Source organism: Streptomyces griseomycini, from assembly GCF_014203535.1.
In the GTDB taxonomy this organism is placed as follows: Bacteria; Actinomycetota; Actinomycetes; order Streptomycetales; family Streptomycetaceae; genus Streptomyces; species Streptomyces griseomycini.
Genome location: NZ_JACHJI010000001.1, coordinates 1 through 26,013 on the forward strand (window position 1 = coordinate 1; position 26,013 = coordinate 26,013).

The 26,013-nt window shown below is 72.0% G+C and carries 25 protein-coding genes and 1 pseudogene; 11 read left to right on the plus strand and 15 right to left on the minus strand.

Annotation, left to right across the window (positions count from 1 at the left end):
- Positions 1 to 597: 597 nt before the first annotated feature.
- The gene (locus tag FHS37_RS00005; protein WP_184816871.1) at positions 598 to 1,239 is read right to left on the minus strand and encodes a DNA-3-methyladenine glycosylase; all 642 of its coding nucleotides are present in this window, start codon (positions 1,237 to 1,239) and stop codon (positions 598 to 600) included.
- A 189-nt stretch (positions 1,240 to 1,428) separates the two neighbouring features.
- Between FHS37_RS00005 and FHS37_RS00010 the strand changes: the two genes are divergently transcribed.
- The 3 genes from FHS37_RS00010 to FHS37_RS00020 all read left to right on the plus strand — a co-directional run bounded on the left by FHS37_RS00010 (position 1,429) and on the right by FHS37_RS00020 (position 3,507).
- Positions 1,429 to 2,211 carry a sporulation protein gene (locus FHS37_RS00010; RefSeq protein ID WP_184816872.1) on the plus strand — a complete coding sequence of 261 codons (783 nt, stop codon included), beginning with the start codon at positions 1,429 to 1,431 and terminating at the stop codon, positions 2,209 to 2,211.
- Positions 2,212 to 2,252: 41 nt separating this feature from the next.
- Positions 2,253 to 2,792: a YbhB/YbcL family Raf kinase inhibitor-like protein gene (locus FHS37_RS00015; RefSeq protein WP_184816873.1), complete on the plus strand. Its 540-nt coding sequence runs from the start codon at positions 2,253 to 2,255 to the stop codon at positions 2,790 to 2,792.
- Positions 2,793 to 3,000: 208 nt separating this feature from the next.
- Complete coding sequence (locus tag FHS37_RS00020) at positions 3,001 to 3,507, plus strand: HNH endonuclease (protein ID WP_184816874.1); 507 nt, start codon at positions 3,001 to 3,003, stop codon at positions 3,505 to 3,507.
- Between the two features lie 78 nt (positions 3,508 to 3,585).
- Here the strand turns inward: FHS37_RS00020 and FHS37_RS00025 are convergent, their stop codons facing one another.
- The 3 genes from FHS37_RS00025 to FHS37_RS00035 form a co-directional block, all read right to left on the minus strand.
- A complete protein-coding gene (locus FHS37_RS00025; protein ID WP_184816875.1) occupies positions 3,586 to 4,542 on the minus strand; it encodes an SPFH domain-containing protein in 957 nt (318 codons plus the stop codon).
- 132 nt (positions 4,543 to 4,674) lie between these two features.
- Positions 4,675 to 5,106, minus strand: coding sequence for an NfeD family protein (locus FHS37_RS00030; RefSeq protein ID WP_184816876.1), 432 nt, complete (start codon positions 5,104 to 5,106; stop codon positions 4,675 to 4,677).
- Between the two features lie 94 nt (positions 5,107 to 5,200).
- Positions 5,201 to 5,998: an ABC transporter ATP-binding protein gene (locus FHS37_RS00035; protein ID WP_184816877.1), complete on the minus strand. Its 798-nt coding sequence runs from the start codon at positions 5,996 to 5,998 to the stop codon at positions 5,201 to 5,203.
- Positions 5,999 to 6,159: 161 nt separating this feature from the next.
- Between FHS37_RS00035 and FHS37_RS00040 the strand changes: the two genes are divergently transcribed.
- Entirely contained in the window at positions 6,160 to 6,948 is a 789-nt protein-coding gene (locus tag FHS37_RS00040; protein ID WP_184816878.1) for an Rv1486c family protein, read from the plus strand.
- Between the two features lie 245 nt (positions 6,949 to 7,193).
- On the opposite strand, the gene FHS37_RS00045 is transcribed toward FHS37_RS00040, so the two are convergent.
- The 3 genes from FHS37_RS00045 to FHS37_RS00055 form a co-directional block, all read right to left on the minus strand.
- Complete coding sequence (locus FHS37_RS00045) at positions 7,194 to 7,439, minus strand: chaplin (RefSeq protein WP_184816879.1); 246 nt, start codon at positions 7,437 to 7,439, stop codon at positions 7,194 to 7,196.
- Positions 7,440 to 7,597: 158 nt separating this feature from the next.
- On the minus strand, positions 7,598 to 8,239 hold the full coding sequence (locus tag FHS37_RS00050; protein WP_184816880.1) for a response regulator: 642 nt from the start codon (positions 8,237 to 8,239) through the stop codon (positions 7,598 to 7,600).
- Complete coding sequence (locus FHS37_RS00055; RefSeq protein ID WP_184816881.1) at positions 8,232 to 9,377, minus strand: GAF domain-containing sensor histidine kinase; 1,146 nt, start codon at positions 9,375 to 9,377, stop codon at positions 8,232 to 8,234. The genes FHS37_RS00050 and FHS37_RS00055 overlap by 8 nt, the downstream gene beginning before the upstream one ends.
- 216 nt (positions 9,378 to 9,593) lie before the next feature.
- On the opposite strand from FHS37_RS00055, the gene FHS37_RS00060 reads away from it, so the two are divergent.
- The 3 genes and pseudogenes from FHS37_RS00060 to FHS37_RS00070 all read left to right on the plus strand — a co-directional run bounded on the left by FHS37_RS00060 (position 9,594) and on the right by FHS37_RS00070 (position 12,405).
- Complete coding sequence (locus FHS37_RS00060) at positions 9,594 to 10,274, plus strand: SDR family NAD(P)-dependent oxidoreductase (RefSeq protein WP_184816882.1); 681 nt, start codon at positions 9,594 to 9,596, stop codon at positions 10,272 to 10,274.
- Positions 10,271 to 11,307 (plus strand): annotated as a pseudogene (locus FHS37_RS00065) (S-adenosylmethionine:tRNA ribosyltransferase-isomerase). The gene FHS37_RS00060 and the pseudogene FHS37_RS00065 overlap by 4 nt, the downstream one beginning before the upstream one ends.
- Before the next feature lie 339 nt (positions 11,308 to 11,646).
- Positions 11,647 to 12,405 carry a transglycosylase SLT domain-containing protein gene (locus tag FHS37_RS00070; RefSeq protein WP_184816883.1) on the plus strand — a complete coding sequence of 253 codons (759 nt, stop codon included), beginning with the start codon at positions 11,647 to 11,649 and terminating at the stop codon, positions 12,403 to 12,405.
- 89 nt (positions 12,406 to 12,494) lie between these two features.
- Here the strand turns inward: FHS37_RS00070 and FHS37_RS00075 are convergent, their stop codons facing one another.
- Positions 12,495 to 15,059, minus strand: coding sequence for an ABC transporter ATP-binding protein/permease (locus tag FHS37_RS00075; RefSeq protein WP_184816884.1), 2,565 nt, complete (start codon positions 15,057 to 15,059; stop codon positions 12,495 to 12,497).
- Between the two features lie 242 nt (positions 15,060 to 15,301).
- Here FHS37_RS00075 and FHS37_RS00080 point away from each other — a divergent pair, with 242 nt between their 5' ends.
- Positions 15,302 to 17,155: a streptophobe family protein gene (locus tag FHS37_RS00080; RefSeq protein WP_184816885.1), complete on the plus strand. Its 1,854-nt coding sequence runs from the start codon at positions 15,302 to 15,304 to the stop codon at positions 17,153 to 17,155.
- A gap of 406 nt (positions 17,156 to 17,561) precedes the next feature.
- The gene (gene serB, locus FHS37_RS00085) at positions 17,562 to 18,770 is read left to right on the plus strand and encodes a phosphoserine phosphatase SerB (RefSeq protein ID WP_184816886.1); all 1,209 of its coding nucleotides are present in this window, start codon (positions 17,562 to 17,564) and stop codon (positions 18,768 to 18,770) included.
- An 80-nt stretch (positions 18,771 to 18,850) separates the two neighbouring features.
- Here serB and FHS37_RS00090 read toward each other — a convergent pair whose 3' ends face one another.
- From FHS37_RS00090 to FHS37_RS00100, 4 genes are all read right to left on the minus strand, one after another.
- On the minus strand, positions 18,851 to 19,369 hold the full coding sequence (locus FHS37_RS00090) for a SixA phosphatase family protein (RefSeq protein ID WP_184816887.1): 519 nt from the start codon (positions 19,367 to 19,369) through the stop codon (positions 18,851 to 18,853).
- A gap of 64 nt (positions 19,370 to 19,433) precedes the next feature.
- The gene (locus FHS37_RS00095) at positions 19,434 to 19,640 is read right to left on the minus strand and encodes a hypothetical protein (RefSeq protein WP_184816888.1); all 207 of its coding nucleotides are present in this window, start codon (positions 19,638 to 19,640) and stop codon (positions 19,434 to 19,436) included.
- Positions 19,641 to 19,819: 179 nt separating this feature from the next.
- Positions 19,820 to 19,936, minus strand: coding sequence for an SGM_5486 family transporter-associated protein (locus tag FHS37_RS40420; protein ID WP_268254599.1), 117 nt, complete (start codon positions 19,934 to 19,936; stop codon positions 19,820 to 19,822).
- Between the two features lie 82 nt (positions 19,937 to 20,018).
- Complete coding sequence (locus tag FHS37_RS00100) at positions 20,019 to 21,341, minus strand: CynX/NimT family MFS transporter (RefSeq protein WP_184816889.1); 1,323 nt, start codon at positions 21,339 to 21,341, stop codon at positions 20,019 to 20,021.
- Positions 21,342 to 21,420: 79 nt separating this feature from the next.
- Here FHS37_RS00100 and FHS37_RS00105 point away from each other — a divergent pair, with 79 nt between their 5' ends.
- Positions 21,421 to 22,149, plus strand: coding sequence for a FadR/GntR family transcriptional regulator (locus FHS37_RS00105; protein WP_184816890.1), 729 nt, complete (start codon positions 21,421 to 21,423; stop codon positions 22,147 to 22,149).
- A 1-nt stretch (position 22,150) separates the two neighbouring features.
- Here the strand turns inward: FHS37_RS00105 and FHS37_RS00110 are convergent, their stop codons facing one another.
- The 3 genes from FHS37_RS00110 to fabG all read right to left on the minus strand — a co-directional run bounded on the left by FHS37_RS00110 (position 22,151) and on the right by fabG (position 24,163).
- Positions 22,151 to 22,498 carry a hypothetical protein gene (locus FHS37_RS00110; protein ID WP_184816891.1) on the minus strand — a complete coding sequence of 116 codons (348 nt, stop codon included), beginning with the start codon at positions 22,496 to 22,498 and terminating at the stop codon, positions 22,151 to 22,153.
- A 172-nt stretch (positions 22,499 to 22,670) separates the two neighbouring features.
- Complete coding sequence (gene fabI / locus FHS37_RS00115; protein ID WP_184816892.1) at positions 22,671 to 23,438, minus strand: enoyl-ACP reductase FabI; 768 nt, start codon at positions 23,436 to 23,438, stop codon at positions 22,671 to 22,673.
- A gap of 5 nt (positions 23,439 to 23,443) precedes the next feature.
- Positions 23,444 to 24,163 carry a 3-oxoacyl-[acyl-carrier-protein] reductase gene (gene fabG, locus FHS37_RS00120; RefSeq protein ID WP_184816893.1) on the minus strand — a complete coding sequence of 240 codons (720 nt, stop codon included), beginning with the start codon at positions 24,161 to 24,163 and terminating at the stop codon, positions 23,444 to 23,446.
- A 305-nt stretch (positions 24,164 to 24,468) separates the two neighbouring features.
- Here fabG and FHS37_RS00125 point away from each other — a divergent pair, with 305 nt between their 5' ends.
- Positions 24,469 to 25,992: a TldD/PmbA family protein gene (locus FHS37_RS00125; protein WP_184816894.1), complete on the plus strand. Its 1,524-nt coding sequence runs from the start codon at positions 24,469 to 24,471 to the stop codon at positions 25,990 to 25,992.
- Positions 25,993 to 26,013: the final 21 nt, after the last annotated feature.

Here is a 26,013-nt window from a genome sequence, read left to right on the forward strand (position 1 = left end):
CCGTGAATGCTTCCCCGTGATCGGGGCGGACACATCACGAGAGCGGTGCGAGAGGAGGAATAGTCCCCTCGCACACAGCGTCCTCGCTGTGTTTTTCAAAGGAACCTCGTCTCAGAGAGACGGGGTATCAACATATCTGGCGTTGACTTTTGGCACGCTGTTGAGTTCTCAAGGAACGGACGCTTCCTTCGTACTCACCCTCTCGGGCTTTCCTCCGGGCGCTTCCCTTCGGTGTTTCCGACTCTATCAGATCTTTCCGACCCGATTTCCTCGGTGCTTTCCAGGTTCCCGCTTCCGCGTTTCCCTTTCCGGCGCTTCCGACTCTATCAGATCCTTTCGGACCCGATTCCCCGTCGGCGGGATTTGTCGTCGGCTTTCGGCTTTCGCCTGTCGGCCTTTCGACATTCACTACGTTAGCCGATTCCCCCGCTCGGTTCATAATCGAGCTCTGTGGTTCGAATTCAGACGTGCGGACACGTCGAATCCGAGCCCTCTGAGGGCTGACCGTAGGTAGTGGGTTGGCCGCTTCCGGCTGCAGGCGATCGCCGTACCCGGTTCAAGCGGCTCGGACTACATTACGCATCCTCCAAAGTCGAGTCAACTTCGCCGGCGCCTCGGGACGTGGGCCCGGTACGGACTCACGGTCGGGTCGTCGGCGACCCAGAAGCGCCAGGGGTGGACGGCTCCGTCACCGGAGACCCCGGTGCGCGGGCCGCTGCGCACCTGGTCGGAGGGCACGGGGGTGCCGGTGAGCATGCGGAGCGGGGTGTCGTCGGTGGTGCAGGCGTCCGTGCCGTTGAGGGCGCGGTCGACGTCCAGGGCCGTGGCCAGGCGAGCCGGGCCTTTGGCCAGTTCCTTGTCGTTACGGGCCGAGAGTCGACGGGTGCGGGCAAGCTCCGCGCCCTCGATGATCTCGCCGGCGCGCAGCAGGACCGCGCTCGCCCGGTCCTCGGGGCCGCACACCAGGTTCATGCAGAACCACATCCCGTAGGTGAAGTAGACGTACACGTGGCCGGGCGGACCGAACATCACGTCGTTGCGGGCCGTGCGGCCGCGGTAGGCGTGCGAGCCGGGGTCGTTCGGGCCGTCGTAGGCCTCGACCTCGGTCAGGCGGAGGGCGATCGGACCGTCCGGGGTGCTGCGCACCAGGATCCGGCCGAGGAGGTCGGGAGCGACCTCGAGGACGGGGCGGTCGAAGAACTTCCTGGGCAGGGGCGTACGGTCGGAGGTCGCGATCATGCCGTCCCAGGGTACTGGAGACGGGCGGTGGTACGGGGTGGTCACCGGGCACCGCGCTTGCCGGGGCGGGAGGGCACGGAACCGGCCACGGCCGGATCGCGTTGTGAGGATCAAGGGTCCCTTCGCGCAAGTCGATGCAGGACGACGGATCAGGTGTGGCCCACGGGGGTCGCCCGGAGAGGGAGAGACATGGCGTTCAAGAAGCTGCTGGCGAGTCTGGGGGCCGGCGGGGCCTCGGTCGAGACGGTGCTGCACGAGGTCAACGTCGTGCCGGGCGGGGTCGTCCAGGGCGAGGTGCGGATCCAGGGCGGGTCCGTGAACCAGCAGATCGAGGGTCTGTCGGTCGGGCTGCAGGCCAAGGTCGAGGTGGAGAGCGGCGACCAGGAGCACAAGCAGGACATCGAGTTCACGAAGTCGTCGCTGGGCGGTGCCTTCGAGCTCCAGGCCGGTGCGGTGCACGCGGTGCAGTTCGGGCTGGAGATCCCGTGGGAGACGCCGATCACGATGATCGACGGGCAGCCGCTGCGCGGGATGAACATCGGGGTGACCACCGAGCTCGCGATCGCGCGGGCCGTGGACTCCGGTGACCTGGACCCGATCAACGTGCATCCGCTGCCGACGCAGAAGGCCATCCTGGACGCGTTCGTCCAGCTGGGCTTCCGGTTCAAGAACGCGGACATGGAGCGCGGTCACATCCGGGGCACCCGGCAGAAGCTGCCGTTCTACCAGGAGATCGAGTTCTTCCCGCCGCAGCAGTACCGGGGGCTGAACCAGGTCGAGCTGAGCTTCGTGGCCGACGAGCAGGCGATGGACGTCGTGCTGGAGATGGACAAGAAGCCGGGTCTGTTCAGCGAGGGCAGCGACACCTTCCGGTCCTTCAAGGTGGGGCTGAACGACTACCAGGGGACCGACTGGGCGGCCTACCTCAACCAGTGGCTGTCGGAGGTCGGCAGCAAGCGCAACTGGTTCTAGGCTCGGTTCCCACTGGACGTAGACGATCAGGAGGTACCGAGGTGACCGAGCTCAAGCGGCGGCCGCTCCCCCACGACTTCCATCCGCCCGTGCCGTCGTTCACGGTGACGAGCGAGGACGTCGAGGAGGGGGCGACGCTCAAGGACGCTCAGGTCCACGCGGCGGGCAACACCTCGCCGCAGCTGCGCTGGGAGGGCTTCCCGCCGGAGACCAAGAGCTTCGCCGTGACCTGCTACGACCCCGACGCCCCGACGGGCAGCGGGTTCTGGCACTGGGTGGTGTTCGACATCCCGGCCTCGGTGACCGAGCTGCCGGCGGGCGCGGGCGGCGGCACGTTCGAGGGGTTGCCCGAGGGCGCGGTCCACGCGCGCAACGACTACGGCACCAAGGACTTCGGTGGCGCCGCGCCGCCGCCCGGCGACGGGCCGCACCGGTACGTGTTCACGGTGTACGCCGTGGACCAGGAGAAGCTCGGTCCGGACGCGGACGCGTCTCCCGCCGTGGTGGGCTTCAACCTGCGGTTCCACACGATCGCGCGCGCCCAGCTGATCGGTGAGTACGAGGTGCCCGCCGAGTCCTGAGCGAGTCCGGCGCCTCCGAGCGTTCACGGAACGTTTGCCCGTCCCCGGTCTTGGAATTGATCAGGGGCGGGCACTTTCGTTGTCGGGGGTCGCGGGGGTCACCTCCCGCTGGAGCAGCGGATATTGCGTTGTCCATCCCGGCGTGCCCGGCCAGAGTTGATCCCAGCCCGCCGAGGGGTGGGCCGGTGCACACGGGAGGTGGGCTGGTATGCGGGACACGCTGGTGCTGAACGCGAGCTTCGAGCCGCTGTCGACGGTGACGCTCAACCGAGCCGTCGTTCTGGTGCTCCAGGACAAGGCCGTCGTCGAGCAGGCCCACCCCGAGCTGCGGATGCGGGGAGCCGCGGTCGACATACCGGCGCCCCGGGTGATCCGGCTCTGCCAGTACGTGAGGGTGCCGTTCCGAAGACGAGCGCCGTGGTCGAGGCGGGGTGTCCTGGTGCGGGACCGGCACCGGTGCGCGTACTGCGGGCGGCGGGCGACGACCGTGGACCACGTGGTGCCGCGGTCGCAGGGGGGCCGGGACACCTGGCTGAACACGGTGGCCTCGTGCGCGGAGGACAACCACCGCAAGGCGAACCGGACTCCGGAGGAGGCGGGGATGCCCCTGCTGCGGCAGCCGTTCGAGCCGACGCCGACGGACGCGATGCTGCTCGCGCTGGGGCAGGACGACTTCGACGCGCTCCCGGAATGGCTGGCTCGGTCCGCGGCCTAGCTCCGGTTCGGGTCGCACGCGGCGGGCCCGCTCCCCTCGGGGGAGCGGGCCCGCCGTCCTGCCGATGCCGACGTCCCGTCAGTCGATGGACGGCTTCTCGCGGCGTTCCTGGGCCGGGACACCGCCTCCGGAGCCGCCGCTGCCGCCAGAACCGCCGCCCATGGCTCCAAAGTTGCCCACGGCTCCGGAGAGGCCCTTGAGCGCGTCGCCGATCTCGCTGGGGACGATCCAGAGCTTGTTGGCGTCGCCCTCGGCGATCTTGGGGAGCATCTGGAGGTACTGGTAGGACAGCAGCTTCTGGTCCGGGTCGCCGGCGTGGATCGCCTCGAAGACCGTGCGGACGGCCTGGGCCTCGCCCTCGGCCCTGAGGGCCGCGGCCTTGGCCTCACCTTCGGCACGGAGGATCTGGGACTGCTTCTCGCCCTCGGCGCGCAGGATCTCGGACTGCCGGACGCCTTCGGCCTGGAGGATGGCGGCGCGCTTGTCGCGGTCGGCGCGCATCTGCTTCTCCATCGAGTCCTGGATGGAGGTGGGCGGTTCGATGGCCTTGAGCTCGACGCGGTTGACGCGGATGCCCCACTTGCCGGTGGCCTCGTCGAGGACGCCGCGCAGGGCCGCGTTGATCTCCTCGCGGGAGGTCAGGGTCCGCTCCAGGTCCATGCCGCCGATGATGTTGCGGAGCGTGGTGACGGTGAGCTGCTCGATCGCCTGGATGTAGCTGGCGACCTCGTAGGTGGCGGCCCGCGCGTCGGTCACCTGGTAGTAGATGACGGTGTCGATGTTGACGACCAGGTTGTCCTGGGTGATCACCGGCTGCGGCGGGAACGGGACGACCTGCTCGCGCAGGTCGATGCGGTTGCGGATGGTGTCGATGAACGGGACGACGATGTTGAGGCCCGCGTTGAGTGTCCGCGTGTAGCGACCGAAGCGCTCGACGATGGCGGCGCTGGCCTGCGGGATGACTTGGATCGTCTTGATCAGGGCGATGAAGACCAACACCACCAGGATGATCAGGACGATGATGATCGGCTGCATCGTCGGTTCCCCGTACCCTTCTTCGCCTCGGCGCCTTGGGCAGATCCTATGCCTGTTGAAGATCTTGCTGGTCGAGTCTGACAGACCGTCGCGGAACTCGGGGGTGGTTCGGCTCAGTTGCGTCGCACGAGGTCACATGACGATGGCCGTGGCTCCCTCGATGTCCACGACGTCCACTTCCTGGCCTGCTTCGTAGGTGCGGCCGGCGTCGAGGGCGCGTGCCGACCAGACCTCGCCGGCCAGCTTGATCCGGCCGCCGGAGCCGTCGACGCGTTCCAGGACGACGGCCTGTCTGCCCTTCAGGGCGTCCACACCGGTGGCGAGTCGGGGCCGCTGTGCGCGGTGTCTGTTCGCGATGGGCCGTACGACGGCGATGAGGGCGGTCGAGACGACGGCGAAGACCACGACCTGGGCGACGGCGCCGCCGCCGAAGATCCCGGAGACCACTGCCGCGGCGACGGCGCCCACCGCGAGCATGCCGAGTTCGGGCATCGCGGTGATCACGAGCCCGATGCCGAGCGCCGCCGCGCCGATCAGCCACCACAACCATGCGTCGAAGTCCACGGGGTCATGGTAGGACCGTGCGCCCGGTCGTCGACAGGGCGCCGGTCGGTTTGAAAGGCCCTTCGTGCTCGGGGTTTTGAGCGCCGGAAGGGGTTCAGGACATCGGGAGGCCCTGGGCGGTCCAGCGGTCGCCGACCCGTTCGACGACGAGCGGCAGGCCGAAGCAGAGGGAGAGGTTGCGGGAGGTGAGCTCGAGCTCCAGCGGACCGGCGGCGAGTACCTTGCCCTGACGGATCATCAGGACGTGGGTGAAGCCCGGGGCGATCTCCTCGACGTGGTGCGTGACCATGATCATGGAGGGGGCGATCGGGTCGCGGGCGAGGCGGCCGAGACGGCGCACGAGGTCCTCGCGTCCGCCGAGGTCGAGGCCGGCGGCGGGCTCGTCGAGGAGCAGCAGCTCGGGGTCGGTCATCAGGGCGCGGGCGATGAGGGTGCGCTTGCGCTCCCCCTCGGAGAGGGTGCCGAACCTGCGGTCCAGGTACGCGGACATGCCGAGGCGGTCGAGGAAGGCCCGGGCGCGCTGCTCGTCGACGTCCTCGTACTCCTCCTGCCAGCCGGCGGTCATGCCGTAGGCGGCGGTGAGCACGGTCTGCAGGACCGTCTGGCGCTTGGGGAGCTTGTCGGCCATGGCGATGCCGGCCATGCCGATGCGCGGGCGCAGCTCGAAGACGTCGGTGCCGGGCGTGCCGAGGGTCTCGCCGAGGATGGTGGCGGTGCCCTTGCTCGGGTAGAGGTAGCTGGACGCGACGTTGAGGAGGGTGGTCTTGCCGGCGCCGTTGGGACCGAGGATGATCCAGCGCTCGCCCTCCTTGACCGACCAGGAGACCTGGTCCACCAGAGCTCGGCCCTCGCGAACCACGGATACGTCCTGAAGTTCCAGAACATCGCTCATGAGCGCCTTGTCTCCCCTTGCAGTGTGGCCGGTCTCGGCTGTCGCGTACGCCTGTGGGTCGGTCCGCCGCACCCGTGGGCGCAGCCCTCCATGAAATCTACGCCACCGGTCGGGCCGGGCATTCCATCGGTCCGGTTCTTGGCTCTGTCTAGGCTGGGGGCATGCTCTCGGAACCGCGCTCTGGACGCCTCGCCGCTTGGGGAAATGCCCTGCTCGCCGGACTTGTCTCGCCGGATGACGCCGTGCTCGCCGTCGTCGGTGAGGACGCGGTGCACCGGGTGGAGGGACTGCCGGGTGAGTCCGCGCCCGTGGGGCTCACGCTGGCGCTGGGGCGGCTGCGGGCGCTCGGGGCGACCGGGCTGCGGGTCGCGCTGCCCGCGCCGGGGCATCCGCTGGGGCTGAGCGGGCCGCCGGAGTTCAACGCTCGGGCGCTGGAGGCCGAGGAGGCGGTGGTCTGTCACGGGGCGGCGTTCGGGCTGGTGCCGGAGGTGTACGAGGCCGGCCCCGAGGGTGATGTGCACGTGGAGGTCGTGTGGCACTGCCTGCCGGTGCGGGAGGCGCCGCCCGCCGACGTGCCCTCGCTCGGTGAGGCCGAGCGGGAGCTGGCGGAGGCGCTGAGGGAGGCGACGGAGGTGCTGACGCGGCTGGACGTGGCCGGGTCGGGGCCGGTGGCGGAGGCGGCGATCGACGCCTACCGGGCGCGGGCCGAGCACGGGCGTGAGGTGCTGGCGCCGGGGTATCCGCCGCGGGCGGTGCGGGTGCTGGAGCTGGCGCAGCGCGTGGGGGCGCTGATCGCGCTGGCCGGTGCCGGTGGGCACGGGGGTGCGGTGAGCGCCTCGGAGATGGCGGCGCGGGGCGCCGCGCTGCGGCCGGTGGAGCGGACGGCCCGGCGGGCGCAGGTGGCCGCGTACAACTCCGTTGTGGAGGAGCGGGAGCGGGGGGTGCGGTGACGGCCCTGGGCCGGGGCGGCCGACGGCGGTGCCGAGGCGGGGCGGGGCGCGCGGCCGGTGCCCGCGGGGTGCCTCCCCCGAGCCGCTTCGAGCAGGGGACCCCCGTCCGCCCGTGCCGCCCTGAGGTACCCCAGGCCCCTTGGGGGACCGAGCGAGGCGCGATCGCCCGCAGCCGGGCGGCGTGCGACCGGCCTCCCGGGTGGGGGCCGGGAGGCCGGGGGTCTTCACCGGTTCGGTGACGGGCGTCAGTCGTTGACGGCCACGTTGCCGAAGGCCGGGTTCAGCAGGCCGATGACGTTCACGCTGTTGCCGGACACGTTGACCGGGATGTCGACCGGGACCTGGACGACGTTGCCGGAGACGACGCCCGGGGAGCCCACGGCCTTGCCGTCGGCGTGCGCGCCCTCGGTGGCGGAGGCCATGCCCGTGCCGGCGGCGAGCAGGCCGCCGGCCACCATCGTCACGGCCGCTGCCTTCTTCAGGTTCTTCACTTTCCAAGCCCTCCTTGCGATGGCCGCGGCAGGTGCCGCGGCACGCACTGGAGAACGGCGACCGCCGACGAGGGATACGGCCATCCGGGGGACATTCCCACGACAGTATGAATCTCGGATAGGAGGGGAACCTTCCGCACCGTCCGAGGCGTCGAGGGTCAGCCGCTCAGGCCGTGGCGCACGGCCCAGAGGGCGGCCTGGGTGCGGTCCGCCAGGTCGAGTTTCATCAGGATGTTCGAGACGTGCGTCTTCACCGTCTTCTCGGACAGCACCAGGGCGCGGGCGATCTCCCGGTTGGAGCGCCCGTCCGCTATCAGGCCGAGCACCTCGCGCTCCCGTTCGGTGAGCGAGCCGGCGCGCCCCTGGCCCGCGTTGGTCTCCTCCTGGGCCAGCAGGGCACCGGCCACCTCGGCCTGGAGGAGGACGTGCCCGGCGTGCACGGAGCGGATGGCCCCGGCGAGCGCGTCGGGGTCGACGTCCTTGTACACGTACCCGGCGGCGCCCGCGCGCAGGGCCGGGACCACCGTGCGCTGCTCGGTGAAGCTGGTGACGATCAGCACGCGCGCGGAGTGGTCCAGTTCGCGGAGCCGGCGCAGCGCGTCCACGCCGTCCGTGCCCGGCATCTTGACGTCCATGAGGATGACGTCCGGCTGCAACTCCTGCGCGAGGGCCACTCCTTCGGCCCCGTCCGCGGCCTCGCCGACGACCTCGATGTCGTCCTGCACCTCGAGGAAGGTGCGCAGGCCCCGGCGTACCACCTGGTGATCGTCGACCAGCAGCACCTTGATTGTGTCAGCCACCGGGGACCTCCATCTCGATCGTGGTGCCCTTGCCGGGCGCCGATTCCACGGTCATCCTTCCGCCGACCCCGCTCGCCCGGTCACGCATGGAGACCAGGCCCAGATGGCGTCCCGCGCGGCGGACGGTCCTCGGGTCGAAGCCGATGCCGTCGTCGGTGACCCGCAGGACGGCTCCGCCGCCGCGGCGGTCGAGGGTGACGTCGACGTGGTCGGCCCCGGAATGCCGCAGGGCGTTGTGCAGTGCCTCCTGGGCGACGCGCAGCACGGCCTCCTCCTGGGCCGCGGGCAGGGCGCGCACGCCGTGGCCGGCGAAGGTGACGCGCGCCGTGTGGGCGCGGTCGAGGACCTGTATCTGGGTGCGGAGGGTGGCGACGAGGCCGTCCTCGTCGAGGGCCGCGGGGCGCAGCTCGACGACCGCCGCGCGCAGTTCGTCGGCGGCCTCGGCGGCCAGGGCGGCGACCTGCTGGAGTTCGCCCTTCGCACGGGAGGGGTCCCGGTCCACGAGGCGGGCCGCGGCCTGGGCCGTCAGCCGGAGGGAGAAGAGCTTCTGGCTGACCGCGTCGTGGAGTTCGTGGGCGAGGCGGGAGCGTTCCTCGGCGATGGTCAGCTCGCGGCTGCGTTCGTAGAGCCGGGCGTTGGTGAGGGCGATCGCCGCGTGCTGCGCGAGGATCCCGAGCAGTTCCTCGTCGTCCTGGGTGAAGCCGCAGGTGCCTTCGGGTTTGGGACACCTCTTGTTGGCGAGGAACAGCGCGCCGATGACCTCGTCGCCGTCGCGGACGGGCAGGCCGAGGAAGTCGGCCAGATCGGGGTGGGCGCTAGGCCAGCCCTCGAAGCGGGGGTCCCGGCGCACGTCGGCGAGTCGCTGCGGCGTGGCCTCGTTCAGCATCGCGGCGAGGATGCCGTGCTGGCGCGGGAGGGGGCCGATGGCCTTCCACTGCTCGTCGCTGACGCCGTCGACCACGAACTGGGCGAACCCGCCGTGGTCGTCGGGCACGCCGAGTGCGGCGTACTGCGCGTCGAGCAGCTCGCGGGCCGAGGCGACGATCGTCTTGAGGACGTCGCGCACCTCGAGGTGCCTGCTCATGGCCAGCAACGCGGAGCTCACCGCGGCGAGGCCGGACCGGGGACCGTGGCTCATGTCCTCACGGTACCGGCGGGCGGTGACAGCCGGATCGGTCGTGCGGCGGCCGCGGCCCGGGCCGCGGGTCCTAGGACCACGGTCCTCGGGTGCGCGGGGTGAGGCGAAGGGACCCGGCCGTCTGCGCCCCCCGTCCGAGGCGGGGCGCGCGGCGGTGTCCGTACGTGGTGATCACGCCGGTCGGACGGCGTTCACGACAAGGGGCACGGCACGCCGGTGGCGGTCATCACGGGGGCTTCGAAGGGACTGGGGGAGGCGCTGGCCGCGCGTGGCTGGGATCTGGTGCTCGACGCGCGGGATCCGGTCCCCCTGGCGGAGGCGGCCGGGGCGGTGTCCGCGCACGGTACGCGCGTGGCCGCCCTGCCCGGGGACGTCACGGACGCCGGGCACCGCGCGGAGCTGGTGGCGGCGGCGAAGTGGCCGGGCGGGGTCGACCTGCTGGTGCACAACGCGAGCACGCTGGGCGCCGAGGCGCTGGTGCGCCTGGAGGAGCGGCCCCTGGACGGGCTGCGGGGGGCGCTGGAGGTGGACCTGGTGGCGGCGCTGGGTCTGGTTCAGGAGACGCTTCCGCTGCTGCGGGCCTCGCGGGCGGGCACGGTGATCGCGGTGAGTCCGGACGCCGGCGCCGAGGCCTCCGCGGCCTGGGGCGGGTACGGGGCGTCCAAGGCGGCCCTGGACCAGCTGGCGGCGGTGCCGGCCGTGGAGGAGCCGGGGCTGCGGGTGTGGGCGGTCGATCCCGGGGACATGGCGACGGACCTGTACGCGGCGGCCGTGCCGGACGACGACGGTCCTCGGCCGGAGCCCGCCCGCGTGGTGCCGGCCTTCCTGCGGATGCTGGACGAGCGGCCGGCGAGCGGTCGCTACGCGGCTCCGGCGCTGCTGCGGGGAGGGCGGTGACCCTGACCGTCCGGGTGCCGGACGAGTTGTCGGCGCGGGTGCCGGTCGAGCAGCGCGGGCCCGGGCTCGACCGGGACTCGGTCCGGCTGCCGGTGTCCCGGGGCACGGGGGTGTCGCACCACGCCTTCGTGGAGCTGCCGCGGCTGCTGCGGGCCGGGGACCTGCTGGGGGTGGACACCTCGCCCACGCCGGCGGCCGTCGACGGGTGGATCGGGCACGCGCGCGTGGTGGTGCACCTCTCCACGCGCGGTGACGACGGCCGGTGGGCGGTCGAGCTGCGGGACCCCGACGGACGCGGCACCACGCGCGCGGGCGGGAAGAGAAGAGCGGACACGGAGGTGCGGCTGGTCGGGGGCGCGCGGCTGGTGCTGGAGGCGCCGCTGAGCGCGCACGGGGAGCGGCTGTGGCGGGCACGCGTGACGCGGGACGTCCTCGGGGTGCTGCGGGAGCACGGGCGGCCCGTCCGGTACGCCTGCACGGAGCGGGACCGGCCGTTGTCGGCGTACCGGACGGTGTTCGCGCTGCCGTCGCCGGACGGATCGGGCAGTGCGCAGATGCCGAGCGCGGGGCGGCCGTTCACGACGCGGGCGGTGACGGAGCTGGTGAGCCGCGGGGTGCGGTTCGCGCCGGTCACGCTGCACGCCGGGGTGGGGTCGGCGGAGGCGCACGGGCCGCCGCGTCCGGAGCGGTTCGCGGTGCCGGAGGCGTCGGCTGATCGGCGCGGTGCGGGCGGCCGGCGGCCGGGTGATCGCGGTGGGGACGACGGCCGTGCGGGCGGTGGGGTCGGCGGCCGGAGCGGACGGGGCGGCGCGGGCCCGCGCGGGGTGGACCGATCTGGTGGTGGCGCCGGAGCGCGGGGTGCGGGTGGTGGGCGGACTGCTGACCGGACTGCACGAACCGGAGGCCTCGCACCTGCTGATGCTGAAGGCGGTCGCGGGACGGGCGGTGGTCGGCCGCGGTTACGAGGAGGCGCTGCGCGGGCGCTACCTACCTGTGGCACGAGTTCGGGGACGTGCCTCTTGTACTGCCATAGGGGGACCCTCACACGCTGCATTGCTTCAGCAACTATCGGTAAAGCCTTCGAGTGAAGGATGTGAGGCCGCGCATAGGGCGCACATCACGTACGAAGAGGATTAGGAGAGACATATCCCCCATATGAACGGGGCGGATAGTCCGCTCTGCCCCGATTTAACCCCCCTGATCCACTACCCGGCTTCGTACGTCACATCTTTGCCGCGCTATTTTGCGGCCGCTAAGAATGGCTGCCGTCGCTCAGCGCCGCGGGTCCCACTCGCGGCGTTTTGCCGGAAATATCCCTGTCCTTCACCGGACACTGAGCGACCTCCGCGCTATTCGAAGAGGTCCATTCCGCATGTCGAAGCACTTCCTCACCCATGGTCATGGTCGTGCCCTGAGCCGTCACCACAAGATCGCCGCCGCCGGTGTCGCCGCCCTCGGCGCCGCCGCCATAGGCCTCTCGGCGGTGCCGAGCAGCGCGTCGACGACCGCCACCACGAGCGAGACCGCCCTTCCCGCCGCGAAGGTGGCGTACAGCACCGAGCCGATCAAGAACGTCAGGGCCGACATCACCGACCCGACGGCCGGCGCCGGGCTGAAGATCGAGAAGATCGAGGCGAGGTTCGAGGCGAAGAGGGAGGCCGCGGCACGGGCCGCCGCCGAGAGGAAGGCCGCCGCTGCCGCCGCGGAGAGGAAGGCCGAGGAGGCGCGCCGGGCCGAGGAGGCCGCCAGCCGTGCCGCCGAGCGCGCCAGGTTGAAGGCCGAGGCGAGGAAGGCCGTCCCGAAGGCCTACAGCGACACCCTGGACGGCTGGATCCGCGAGTCCCTGGCCATCATGAGGAAGCACGGCATCCCGGGCTCCTACGAGGGCATCCGCCGCAACATCATGCGGGAGTCCTCCGGCAACCCGAAGGCCATCAACCTGTGGGACATCAACGCCCGGAACGGCATCCCGTCCAAGGGTCTGCTGCAGGTGATCCCGCCGACGTTCGAGGCGTACCACGTCCCGGGCACCTCGAAGAACATCTACGACCCGGTCGCCAACATCGTCGCCGCCTGCAACTACGCGGCGGACAAGTACGGCACCATGGACAACGTCGACAGCGCGTACTGAGGTCGGCGCGGACCTCTTCTCGCGGACACGGACGCCGAAGGGCGGCACCCTCCTGACGGGGTGCCGCCCTTCGGGGCGTACGGCGGTGACTACTTGCGCATGACCTCGGGCTCGTGACGGCGCAGGAAGCGGGCCACGAAGAAACCGCAGATCACGCCGAGGGCGATCAGGGCGGCCATGTCCATGCCCCAGGCGCCGAGGGTGTGCTCCCACAGCGGGTCGGTGTCGCCGCCCTCCTCCGGCGGGCTGATCCTGTTGAAGTCGAGCGTGGCGCCCGCGGCGGCCACCGCCCAGCGCGACGGCATCAGGAACGAGAACTGGTTGACGCCGACCGCGCCGTTCAGGGCGAACAGGCAGCCGGTGAAGACGACCTGGATGATCGCGAACATGACCAGCAGCGGCATGGTCTTCTCCGCGGTCTTCACCAGCGAGGAGATGATCAGGCCGAACATCATCGAGGTGAAGCCCAGCGCCATGATCGGCAGCGAGAGCTCGACCAGCACGGCGCCGCCGAGGACCAGACCCTCCTCCGGGATCTCCCGGCTGGAGAAGCCGATCACACCGACCATCAGGCCCTGCAGCACGGTGATCAAGCCGAGCACGAACACCTTGGACATCAGGTAGGCCGAGCGGGACAGGCCGGTGGCGCGCTCCCGCTCGTAGATGACCCGCTCCTTGATCAGCTCACGCACGGAGTTCGCCGCGCCGGCGAAACAGGCTCCGACCGCGAGGATCAGCAGGACCGTGGTCGCCGTGCCGTTCGGGATGATCCGGCCGGTCTGCGGGTTGGCCGGGTTGGGCAGCAGGCCCTTGTCGGCGTCGATGAGCAGGCTGACCGCGCCGAGGACGGCCGGCAGGATCACCATCAGGGCGAGGAAGCCCTTGTCCGAGGCGATCACCGAGACGTAGCGGCGCACCAGCGTGCCGAACTGCGACATCCAGCCCTGCGGCTTCGGCGGCTTCATCGCCTGCATCGCCGGGACCTGTACGGACTGCGGCGCGACGGCGTCGATGTCCGCGGCGTACATCTGGTAGTGCTGCGAGCCCTTCCAGCGGCCCGCCCAGTCGTAGTCGCGGTAGTTCTCGAAGGCGGAGAAGACGTCGGCCCAGGTGTCGTAGCCGAAGAAGTTCAGCGCCTCCTCGGGCGGGCCGAAGTAGGCGACGGAGCCGCCCGGGGCCATCACCAGGAGCTTGTCGCACAGCGCCAGCTCGGCCACCGAGTGGGTCACGACGAGGACCGTGCGGCCGTCGTCGGCCAGACCGCGCAGCAGCTGCATGACGTCGCGGTCCATGCCCGGGTCGAGACCGGAGGTCGGCTCGTCCAGGAAGATCAGCGACGGCTTGGTGAGCAGCTCCAGGGCGACGGACACCCGCTTGCGCTGGCCGCCGGACAGGGACGTGACCTTCTTGTCCTTGTGGATGTCCAGCTTCAGCTCGCGCAGCACCTCGTCGATGCGGGACTCGCGCTCGGCGGCCGTGGTGTCGGCCGGGAAGCGGAGCTTGGCCGCGTACTTGAGGGCCTTCTTGACGGTCAGCTCCTTGTGCAGGATGTCGTCCTGCGGGACCAGACCGATGCGCTGGCGCAGTTCGGCGAACTGCTTGTAGAGGTTCCGGTTGTCGTAGAGGACCTCGCCCTGGTTGGCCGGGCGGTAGCCGGTGAGCGCCTTGAGCAGGGTCGACTTGCCGGAGCCGGACGGGCCGATGACCGCGATCAGCGACTTCTCCGGGACGCCGAAGGAGACGTCCTTCAGGATCTGCTTGCCGCCGTCGACCGTGACGGTCAGGTGGCGGGCGGAGAAGGACACCTCACCGGTGTCGACGAACTCCTCGAGCCGGTCGCCGACGATCCGGAACGTCGAGTGGCCGACGCCCACGACGTCGGTGGGGCCGAGCAGCTGTGAGCCGCCCTTGGGGATCGGCTGGCCGTTGACGTACGTGCCGTTGTGCGAGCCCAGGTCGCGGATCTCCATGCGGCCGTCGGGCGTGGAGTGGAACTCGGCGTGGTGGCGGGACACCTGGAGGTCGGAGACGACCAGGTCGTTCTCCAGGGCACGGCCGATGCGCATCACGCGGCCGAGCGAGAACTGGTGGAACGTGGTGGGGCTGCGGTCGCCGTAGACCGGCGACGCCCCCGCGCCGCTGCCGGACGCCTTCTGCGCGTACTGCTCGCCCGGCCCGCCCTGCTGCTGCGGGATGTGCGGCGCGGACGGCTGCGGTGCCGCCTGCTGCTGCCAGCCCGCCTGCGCGGCGGGCGGCTGCTGCTGCGGTGCCTGCTGGGCCCAGCCGGGGTTCGCTCCCTGGGCCGCGTACGGCTGCTGCGGCTGGGCCTGCGGTGCGGCGGCCGGGGTCGCGGCACCGGCGCCGGCGCCGGACAGCGTCACGCGCGGCCCGTCGTTCGCGTTGCCCAGGTTCAGCACCGTGTCGGAGCTGAACTCCAGGTGGTGGATCCGCTGTCCCTGCACGAACGTGCCGTTGGTGCTGCCGTGGTCCTCGATGACCCAACTGCGGCCGTTGAAGCTGATCGTGGCGTGACGCCAGGAAACCCTGGCGTCGTCCAGCACGACGTCCCCCTGCGGATCGCGTCCGAGGGTGTAGGACCTGGACGGATCGAGCGTCCAGGTCCGTCCGTTTGATTCCAGTACGAGTTCCGGCACTCCATGCCCCACTGAGTTGTCCCCCGAGTTCCCCCCATCGCAGGGAGTCTAGGGATGTCGAACATCGGGGGGAACTATTTCAGGCTCGGCCCTCTGACCGAAAGTCGGGCCTTGTCACGACCGCGCACCAAGGCGTTCACGGTCTTTCGCCGGCGGGGGTTGAAATCGGCCCGGAGAGTGGTAAACCACGCGAGGGGGACACGCGCGGCCGCCTCGCCGCGCCGCGGATCGGGGGGTCTGCCATGGGTGCTGCCACGAGCGCCGGAGTCGCGCAGCACGGTACGCGCGTGCCGTGGGCGGATGTCGTCATGTCCGCGGTCGCCGCGGTGAGCTGGGCGTTGATCGGGATGGCGGGGACCGCCGCACTGGGGCTGCACCTGCTGGACGCGGACGCGGCGGGTTCCCTGGGGCCGATGACCGCGGCGGTGGTGGCTCTGGGCCTGGGCGGCTCGGTCACGCCGTCCGGCGACGTGTCCGCCTTCGGGCTGTCGGGAGCGCAGGCCGGCACGGCCGTCGACATCACGCCGCTCGGCGTGGGCCTGGTGGGCGCGCTGCTGCTGTCGTACTTCTTCCTGCGGTCCCTGCGGGCGGCCGGAGTTGTGGTCTCCGGTGCCGAACTCCTCGCCCGCGCGGGCGCCGTGGTGGCGTTGTCCGTCGCGATGACGGGCGGGCTGGCCTGGGCCGGGCACGACGTCGTCACCATCGACGGGGGCTCGCTGGGGCTGGACGACCTGCCGGGCGGGGGCGGTGACGGGGTCGGGATCCCGGGACTGGGCGATCTCGGCGACATCGGGGGCCTGCTGCCGGACCGGATCGGTGATCTCGTCGACGCGGAGGCGGCGGTCGGGTTCACCGTCGACACGGCGCCGACGCTGCTCGGCGGCCTCGGCTGGTCGGCCGGCATCCTGCTCGCCGCCCTGCTGGCGTCCCGCCGCACTCCCCTGCCGCGCGGCTGGGACGCCGTGCACCGGGTCGTCCGGCCGGCCGTGTCCGCCCTCGTCACGGTGGGGCTGGTGGCGGTGGCGGCGGGGTACGCCGCGGCGGGGTACGCGGCGATCGGCGACGGCCATCCCCGGCGGATCGCCGGAGCGGCGCTGCTGGGGGCGCCGAACGGAGTGTGGCTCGGTCTCCCGGTCGGTCTGTTCGTGCCGTGGGACGGGCGGGCGAGCGGGGCTCTGCTGGAGGTGCTTCCCGACCCCGTGGACGACCTCCTGAGGATCGGCTCCGACCAGCCCGTCACGCTGGGCCGGCTGGCCGAGCTCGACGGGCGGGTGTGGCTGCTGGGGGTGGCGGCCGCGCTGGCGATGCTGCTGACGGGGGTGCTGACGGCGGTGCGGACGCCGGTGGGGCGCGCGGCGGCGCAGGCCCCGGGGGCGGTCGGCTTCGCGGCGCGGTGCGCGCTGAGGCTGGGCGTCGCGACGGCTCTGACGCTGCCGTCGCTGGCCTGGCTGACGGAGGTGTCCGTGGACGCCTCGCTGTCCGTCCTCGGCTTCGACGCGTTCGGTGCGGGCATCGAGCTGCGCGGCCACCTCGGCGTGGCGCTCCTGCTGGGGGCCGGGTGGGGCGCGGGAGCGGGCGCCGCGGGGGCGCTGCTGGCCTGGACGAGCGGGGCCGCGGGGCGGTGGGCGGCGCCTCTGGCACGGGGTGACGGGGAGGTTGAGGAGGCTGATGGAGCCGAGGGGGCCGAGGGGATCGGGGACCGGGGGTCCGCGGAGGGCTTCGGTGACCAGGGGTACGGGGTGCGGCGCACGGCTGCGCCGTCCGGGCCGTACGCACCGGGCGCCCCGTACCGGCCGCCGAATCCGGACACCAACCCCTACCTGCGGGTGCCGCGGGAGCCGCAGGAGCCGCGGCCGCCCGAGGACGCACGGCCGTCCGGCGGTCCGCCGGCTCCCGGTGGCCGGGACGGACCCGGTGACGTCTACGGCGCCCCCACCGTGATCGGGCCCGTCGGGCCGCCCCGTCGCGGACGGGGTCGCGGACCGGGGGACGGGGCGCGAGGCGGGGAGCGGTCGCCGCTGTGGCCGGACGAGGTGCCGCCGCCTCCGCCGCCCCCTCCCCCGGCACCGCGCAGGCCGGAGGACGGTGGGCGCTGACCCTCGGGAGCCGGACGGAGACGGCGGCACGGGCGGGGACGACGGGCGGTGGGCGGCGGACGGCGGGTGACGCGGACCGCGAGCGGTCGATGGCGCGGGCACAGACGGGGAACGGCCTGCCCGTGGGCGACGCGGGCGGTAGGGGCGGACGGCGGCCGGCAGCCCGTGGGGACGCAGACGGCCGACGGGCGGCGCAGACGACGGGTGACGGCGACAGCGGGCAGCGGGCGGCGCATGCGGTGGCCGCCGTGCGGCACGGACGGCGGGCGGCACGGACGGCGTGGGCCCCGGCTGTCGGCAGGCGGGGCGCAAGGTCCCGGACACCTCGGCGACGCCCAGTGTTCGCTGTCCGCCAGGCGGACCTCAGGGGCGCAGGGCACTGGGTGCCGGATACGGTGGGAGCACCATGAGCGCATCGCAGACCTCCGACGTCCCCACTCTCCTGGTCAAGATCTTCGGCAAGGACAGGCCGGGCATCACGGCCGGCCTCTTCGACACCCTCGCCGCCTACTCGGTCGACGTGGTCGACATCGAGCAGGTCGTCACCCGTGGCCGCATCGTGCTCTGTGCGCTCGTGACCGAGCCGCCCAAGGGGCTGGAAGGGGACCTGCGGGCGACCGTCCACAGCTGGGCGGAGTCGATGAAGATGCAGGCGGAGATCATCTCGGGCATCGGCGACAACCGTCCGCGCGGACTCGGCCGCTCCCTGGTCACCGTGCTGGGCCACCCCCTCACCTCGGAGGCGGCGGCGGCGATCGCCGCGCGGATCACGAGGGCCGGCGGCAACATCGACCGTATCTTCCGGCTCGCCAAGTACCCGGTGACGGCGGTGGAGTTCGCCGTGTCCGGCGTGGAGACGGAACCGCTGCGCACCGCGCTGGTGACCGACGCGGCCATGCTCGGGGTCGATGTCGCCGTGGTCGCGGCGGGGCTGCACCGGAGGGCGCAGCGCCTGGTCGTCATGGACGTGGACTCGACCCTCATCCAGGACGAGGTGATCGAGCTCTTCGCCGCGCACGCCGGCTGTGAGGACAAGGTCGCCGAGGTGACGGCGGCGGCGATGCGCGGAGAGCTGGACTTCGAGCAGTCGCTGCACGCGCGCGTGGCACTGCTGGAAGGGCTGGACGCCTCCGTGGTGGACAAGGTGCGCAGCGAGGTGCGGCTGACGCCGGGCGCCCGCACCCTGATCCGTACGCTGAAGCGCCTCGGCTATCAAGTCGGCGTGGTGTCCGGTGGGTTCACCCAGGTCACGGACGACCTGAAGGACCGGCTGGGGCTGGACTTCGCCCAGGCCAACACCCTGGAGATCGTCGACGGGAAGCTGACCGGCCGGGTCACCGGCGAGATCGTGGACCGGGCGGGCAAGGCCCGGCTGCTGCGCCGCTTCGCGGCCGAGGCGGGGGTGCCGCTGTCGCAGACCGTGGCGATCGGTGACGGTGCCAATGATCTGGACATGCTCAACGCGGCGGGTCTCGGTGTCGCCTTCAACGCCAAGCCGGTGGTGCGCCAGGCGGCCCACACCGCGGTGAACTTCCCCTTCCTCGACACGGTCCTGTATCTGCTGGGCGTCACCCGTGAGGAGGTCGAGGCCGCCGACATGCTCGACGCGGACTGAGCCGTCCGGGCCGGGTCACGGCACGGGGACCCGGCTCCCCCGCGTCCACGGGGTGCCGGGCCCCTGTCGTGCCGGGTGTGTCACTCGGTCGGCGCCCAGTAGTCGAGCAGCGTGGCGACACCGGGCTCCAGGGATTTCCAGGAGCCCGCGAAGGACAGGACGGCGAAGGCGGCGGCCGGGTAGCCGCGGCGGCTCATCCGCTCGCGGGCGTCGCCCTCGGCTGCGCCGGCCAGGATGTCGGCGAGTGCCTGGACGCCCGGGTTGTGGCCGACCAGGAGGACGTTCTGCGCGTCGTCGGGGGTTTCGTTGAGCAGGGCGATCAGCTCGCCGGGCGAGGCCTCGTAGATCCGCTCCTCGTAGACGGTTTTCGGCCGCTGCGGGAACTCCTGGACCGCGAGCTTCCAGGTCTCCCGGGTCCGGACCGCGGTGGAGCAGAGAGCCAGGTCGAAGGCGATGCCGGTGTCGGCGAGCTTGCGTCCGGCGACTGCGGCATCCATGCGGCCCCGCTCGGCGAGCGGGCGCTCGTGGTCGGACACCGGGGGCCAGTCGGCTTTCGCATGCCGGAAAAGGACAATCCTGCGGGGTTCTGCGACGCTCATGGGACCCAGCTTCGCATGAAACAGGCCATGGGGCGCAGGGAGTTGAAGGCCGCTTCCGGGGTGTTCAGCGGGCTATGAGCTGCTGTGCGCGCTCGACGAGGTGGGAGATCGCGGGCTCCCCCGCGGCCGCGTGGGCGTCGGAGGGGTTCAGGACCAGGGCGAGCAGCGTGACGAAGGCGAGCACGGGCAGGGCGAGGGCCCACCACGGCAGCCTGGTGCCGACGCCGCCCCGGGGGGCCGAGTGGGGCCGGGTGTGCGTGCGCGCCGCCATGGGGGCCTCCGTTCCTCGCATGGTCCGTGACCCGCGTCGCGCGGTCACATCTCGAAGGTACGGATCCCTCGGGCCCCAACCCATCCGGTGATCCACCCACTTGACCCTGAGCCTGACCCCCTAGGGGATGGGGGTGCTAGCACCACCATGGCCACCGGGACGGGACGGCGGCGGGGCCGTCACGGCGCGAGGACGGTCGCGACCACGCCGATGACGACGAAGATGGCGAAGAACGCGCCGAAGACGAGCAGCAGCTTCTTCTGGCCGTTCTGCGGATTCGGGTCGAGGACTGGCATACGGCAAGTCTCGCACCCTCCGCCCCTACGGCGGCCTCCGGGGTCGGAGGGGACGTGTGCGCGCTCCGCCCGTCGGGCGGGGTCAGCGAGCGGCCGCCTCTTCCTCCACCGTGCGGTCGCGGCCCGCCAGGACGCCCACGATCGTCTGCGGGATCATCAGACCGGCCATCAGCGCGACCGGCAGTCCCCAGCCGCCGCTGTGCTGGTAGAGGACGCCCACCAGGAGCGGTCCCGGGATGGAGATCAGGTAGCCGGTGCTCTGCGCGAAGGCCGACAGCTGGGCCACGCCCGCGCCGGTCCTGGCCCGCATCCCGACCATGGTGAGCGCCAGGGGGAAGGCGCAGTTGGCGACGCCCAGCAGCAGTGCCCAGGCCCAGGCGCCGGCGGCCGGTGCGAGGTACAGGCCGGCGTACCCGGCGAGGCCGCTCACCCCCAGCGCGAGCACGATCGGCCCCTGGTGGGGCAGCCGCGCGGCGAGGCGCGGTATGACGAAGGCCAGCGGCACGCCCATCACCATGGTGACCGCGAGCAGCAGTCCGGCCGTGCTCGCGGGCACGCCCGCGTCCCGGAAGATCTGCGGCATCCAGCCCATGGTGATGTAGGCGGCGGTCGCCTGGAGCCCGAAGAAGACGGCCAGTGCCCAGGCGGTACGGCTGCGCGTGATGCGCGGCGCGGGGGCCTCCCCGCGCTCGGGCGTCTCCCCCTGTGCGTGCTCGCCGGGAGCCCGCTCGGCCGGCGCCGCGGTCCGCTCCCGTACGAACGGGATCCACGGCAGCACGGCGGCGGCGGCGAGGGCCGCCCACAGGGCGAGGCCCGACCGCCAGTCACCGCCCACGGCGTCGGTCAGCGGCACGGTCGCCGCGGCCGCCGTCGCGGTGCCCATGGCGAGGGCCATCGAGTACAGGCCGGTCATGGAGCCGACCCGGTCGGGGAAGTAGCGCTTGACGATGACCGGCATCAGGACGTTGCTGACGGCGATGCCCATCAGCGCGAGGGCGGTGGCGGCCAGGAAGCTCGCCGTGCCCCCCGTGAACGGGCGGATCAGCAGGCCGGCGCCGATGGCGGCCATGCCGGCGCACACCACCGCGCCCGGGCCGAAGCGCCGGGCCAGCCGGGGGGCGGTGACGCCGAAGACGGCGAAGCACAGCGGGGGCACCGAGGTGAGCAGCCCGGCCACGCTGCCGCTCATGCCGAGTCCGTCGCGGACCTCCTCGAGCAGCGCGCCCAGACTGGTGATGGCGGGGCGGAGGTTCACCGCGGCCAGCACGATGCCGACGACGAGCAGCCGCACGGTCCACGCGCGCATCGCGGCGCCCCCGGTTCCCGGGGCTCCGGGCGTGACCGAAGTGCGTACGGTCGCGGACTCGAACGTCCGGGTTTCCTTACCAGTCATGCGACCCATCATAGAATCATAGGATGATTGGGTGTCCAGGTCGTCCATGTCGAGGGCTCCGTACGGCGCCCCTGTCGTGCGAAGGTGTGCCATGCCTTTGAACCATCCCCGTCGTTCGGCGCTGTCCGAACAGGTCATCGCCGCGCTGCGGGCCCAGATCACCTCGGGCGAGTGGCCGGTCGGCACACGCATCCCGACCGAACCGGAGCTGGTCGAGCAGCTGGGGGTCGCCCGCAACACGGTCCGCGAGGCCGTCCGCGCGCTCGCGCACAACGGGCTGCTGGACATCCGCCAGGGCTCGGGCACGTACGTGGTGGCCACGAGCGAGCTGGCCGGCGTGATGCACCGCCGCTTCGCCGACGCCGACCCCCGGCACGTCGCCGAGCTCCGCTCCACCCTGGAGTCGGCCGCGGCGCGGCTGGCCGCACAGCGGCGCACGGAGAAGGACCTCAAGCAGCTCGACACGCTGCTGCTGCGCCGCGAGGAGGCCTGGGAGTCGGGTGATGCGGAGGCGTTCGTGGCGGCGGACGCGACGTTCCACCTGGCCGTCGTGGCCGCCTCGCACAACGACGTGATGACCGCGATGTACGCGGACCTGAGCGAGGTGCTGCGGGACTGGCTGCGCGACGACGTGGGCCGGGAGCTGACGCCGGAGACGCACATGGACCACGGGCGGCTGGTGGACGCGATCCGCGCGGGCGACGGGGCGGCGGCGGCCGAGGAGGCCGCCGCCTATCCGTTCCTGTGCCGTCCGGGGCGGTTCGGTCCGGCCACCGGAGGCCGGGGGTCCGCGGGGGACCGACGGTCCGCCGACGAGTGATTCAGGCCGCCCTCCGGTGGCTGATCCACGCCGAGCGGACCTCCTTCCAGCAGCGTCCGGTCAGCTCCACGGTCTGCGCGGGCCCGGCGGCCACCGGGGAACCGTCGCTGTCGAGGTCCCACCAGCGGACGCACTCGACGTGCAGGCTGACGTGATCGGTGGCCGGATAGGGGTTGTGGCAGTACGCGGTCACGTGGGAACCGTCGACGCGGATCCGGCAGGCGGCGCCGAACAGATCGCCGGACCGCGTCTCGGTGGGGTGCACGCGCGCGTGCGCCCTCGCCTCGTACGGCAGGGCGAGCACGAAGGCGACGGCGACGGTCGCTGAGGCCAAGCGGGACAAGCGCACAAGGGGACCTCCTCGGCCGTGCTGGGGAGGGGGATCACGCGACGGGCGCGCCCCTCCACGATGCCCCGCCGACGTCCCGTCCCGCCCGCACTGCTGAGCCGAACGGGTGACGCGCCCGGACACGCCGAGGGCCCGCGCCCTCCGTGGACGCGGGCCCCGGCGGGGCGTCGGGTCAGGCGCCGACGGCGTGCAGACCGCCGTCGACGTGGACGATCTCGCCCGTGGTCTTCGGGAACCAGTCGCTCAGCAGCGCGACGACACCGCGGCCGGCCGGCTCCGGGTCCTTCAGGTCCCACTCCAGCGGGGCGCGGGTGTCCCAGACGGAGGCCAGCTCGGCGAAGCCGGGGATGGACTTGGCGGCCATCGAGCCGATGGGGCCCGCGGAGATGAGGTTGCAGCGGATGTTCTGCTTGCCCAGGTCGCGCGCCATGTAGCGGTTGGTCGCCTCCAGGGCGGCCTTGGCCGGGCCCATCCAGTCGTACTGCGGCCAGGCGTACTGCGCGTCGAAGGTGAGGCCGACGACGGAGCCGCCGTTCTGCATCAGCGGCAGGCAGGCCATGGTGAGCGACTTCAGGGAGAACGCCGAGACGTGCATGGCCGTGGAGACCGACTCGAACGGCGTGTTGAGGAAGTTGCCGCCGAGCGCGTCCTGCGGTGCGAAGCCGATGGAGTGCACGACGCCGTCGAGACCGCCGAGCTCCTCGCCGACGACGTCGGCCAGGCGGCCCAGGTGCTCGTCGTTGGTGACGTCGAGCTCGATGACCTTGGTGGGCTTGGGCAGCTTCTTGGCGATGCGCTCGGTCAGGGTGGGCCGCGGGAAGGCGGTCAGGATGATCTCGGCGCCCTGCTCCTGGGCCAGCTTGGCGGTGTGGAAGGCGATGGAGGACTCCATCAGCACACCGGTGATCAGGACGCGCTTGCCCTCGAGAATTCCGCTCATGGTGATCAGTGACCCATTCCCAGTCCGCCGTCAACGGGGATGACGGCTCCAGTGATGTACGAGGCGTCGTCCGAGGCGAGGAACCGCACCGCCGCGGCGATCTCCTCCGGCCGCGCGTACCGGCCGAGCGGCACCTGCGACACGATGTTCGCGCGCTGCTCGTCGGTGAGCACCTTGGTCATGTCGGTGTCGACGAAGCCGGGTGCGACGACGTTGAAGGTGATGTTGCGCGAACCCAGCTCACGGGCGAGGGAGCGCGCGAAGCCGACCAGGGCGGCCTTGGAGGCGGCGTAGTTCGCCTGCCCCGCGGAGCCGAGCAGCCCGACCACCGAGGAGATCAGCACGACGCGGCCCTTCTTGGCCCGCAGCATGCCGCGGTTGGCGCGCTTGACGACGCGGAAGGTACCGGTGAGGTTGGTGTCGACGACGGAGGTGAAGTCCTCCTCCGACATCCGCATCAGCAGCTGGTCCTTGGTGACGCCGGCGTTGGCCACGAGGACCTCGACGGGGCCGTGCGCCTCCTCGACCTCCTTGTAGGCCTGCTCCACCTGCTCGGTGTCGGTGATGTCGCACTTGACGGCCAGGCAGCCCAGGTCCGTCAGGGCGGCCGGCGGCTCACCCGAGCGGTACGTGACGGCGACCTTGTCGCCTGCCTCGGCGAATGCGCGGGCGATGGCGAGGCCGATGCCCCGGTTGCCTCCGGTGACGAGAACCGAGCGGCTCAACGGATCACCCTTTCGATAGCGGTTTCGTTCCCGCCCGAACGCCCGGATGACAGAGGACGACGACAGGCGGCTTCCCCGAAAACCTATCGGTCCCGGTCCGCCGGAGGACATTCGGGCACCGACAGTGGCCGACGGGTCGCTCTGTCGGATCCCTACAGTTCGGACGCCCGCCGGCACCACCGGCCACCGGTGCTCGCGGAGGTCGGGGGACCGGGGTGCGGATTTTCCCGGGAGCGCGGGCTGTGCGGCATGATTCACTGCCCGTGACGGTCACCCCGGCACGCACCCCGAAGGGAAACCACACCGTGCCCCATGAAGTCGATCAGTCGTTTCTGGCGCTCCCGCTGAGGGCCCTCGCCGACGCCGCGCTCGCCCGCGCGCGTGCGCTCGGGGCGGAGCACGCGGACTTCCGCCTGGAGCGGGTGCGCAGCGCGTCCTGGCGGTTCCGGGACGCCAAGCCCGCCGGATCGTCGGACACCACCGACCTCGGGTACGCGGTGCGCGTGGTGCACGGCGGGACGTGGGGGTTCGCGTCCGGGGTGGACCTCACCCTCGACGCCGCCGCCAGGGTCGCCTCGCAGGCGGTGGCGATGGCGCAGCTGTCCGCGCAGGTGATCCGGGCCGCCGGGTCCGACGAGAGGGTCGAGCTGGCCGACGAGCCGGTGCACGCCGACCGGACCTGGGTGTCGTCGTACGAGATCGACCCGTTCACCGTGCCCGACGAGGAGAAGGCCGGGCTGCTGGCCGAGTGGAGCGCGCGGCTGCTGGCGGCGGACGGGGTGGACCACGTCGACGCCTCGCTGCTCACCGTGCACGAGAACAAGTTCTACGCCGACACCGCCGGGACCGTGACCACGCAGCAGCGCGTGCGGCTGCACCCGGTGTTCACGGCCGTGTCGGTGGACGGGTCGAGCGGCGAGTTCGACTCCATGCGGACCCTCGCGCCGCCCGTCGGCCGCGGCTGGGAGTACCTGCGGGGCACCGGCTGGGACTGGGACGACGAGCTGGGACGGATCCCGGAGCTGCTCGCCGAGAAGATGCGGGCGCCGAGCGTGGAGCCGGGGCTGTACGACCTGGTCGTCGACCCGTCCAACCTGTGGCTGACCATCCACGAGTCCATCGGGCACGCCACCGAGCTGGACCGCGCGCTCGGCTACGAGGCGGCCTACGCCGGGACCTCGTTCGCCACCTTCGACCTGCTCGGGAAGCTGCGCTACGGCTCGGAGCTGATGAACGTCACCGGCGACCGCACCGCCGAGCACGGCCTGGCCACCGTCGGCTACGACGACGAGGGCGTCGAGGCGCAGTCCTGGGACCTGGTGAAGGACGGCACGCTGGTCGGCTACCAGTTGGACCGCCGCATCGCGCGGCTCACCGGGTTCGAGCGGTCCAACGGATGCGCGTTCGCGGACTCCCCCGGGCACGTGCCGGTGCAGCGCATGGCCAACGTGTCGCTGCGGCCGGATCCGGCAGGGATGTCGACCGAGGACCTGATCGGGGGCGTGGACCGGGGCATCTACGTGGTCGGTGACCGGTCGTGGAGCATCGACATGCAGCGCTACAACTTCCAGTTCACCGGGCAGCGCTTCTACCGGATCGAGAACGGGCGGCTCGCGGGGCAGCTGCGGGACGTCGCCTACCAGGCCACGACCACCGACTTCTGGGGTTCCATGGCCGCCGTCGGCGGTCCGCAGACGTACGTCCTGGGCGGCGCCTTCAACTGCGGCAAGGCCCAGCCCGGACAGGTGGCGGCGGTCTCGCACGGCTGCCCGTCCGCCCTCTTCAAGGGAGTCAACATCCTCAACACCACGCAGGAGGCCGGTCGATGAGCGTCAGCATCCGGGTCGGCC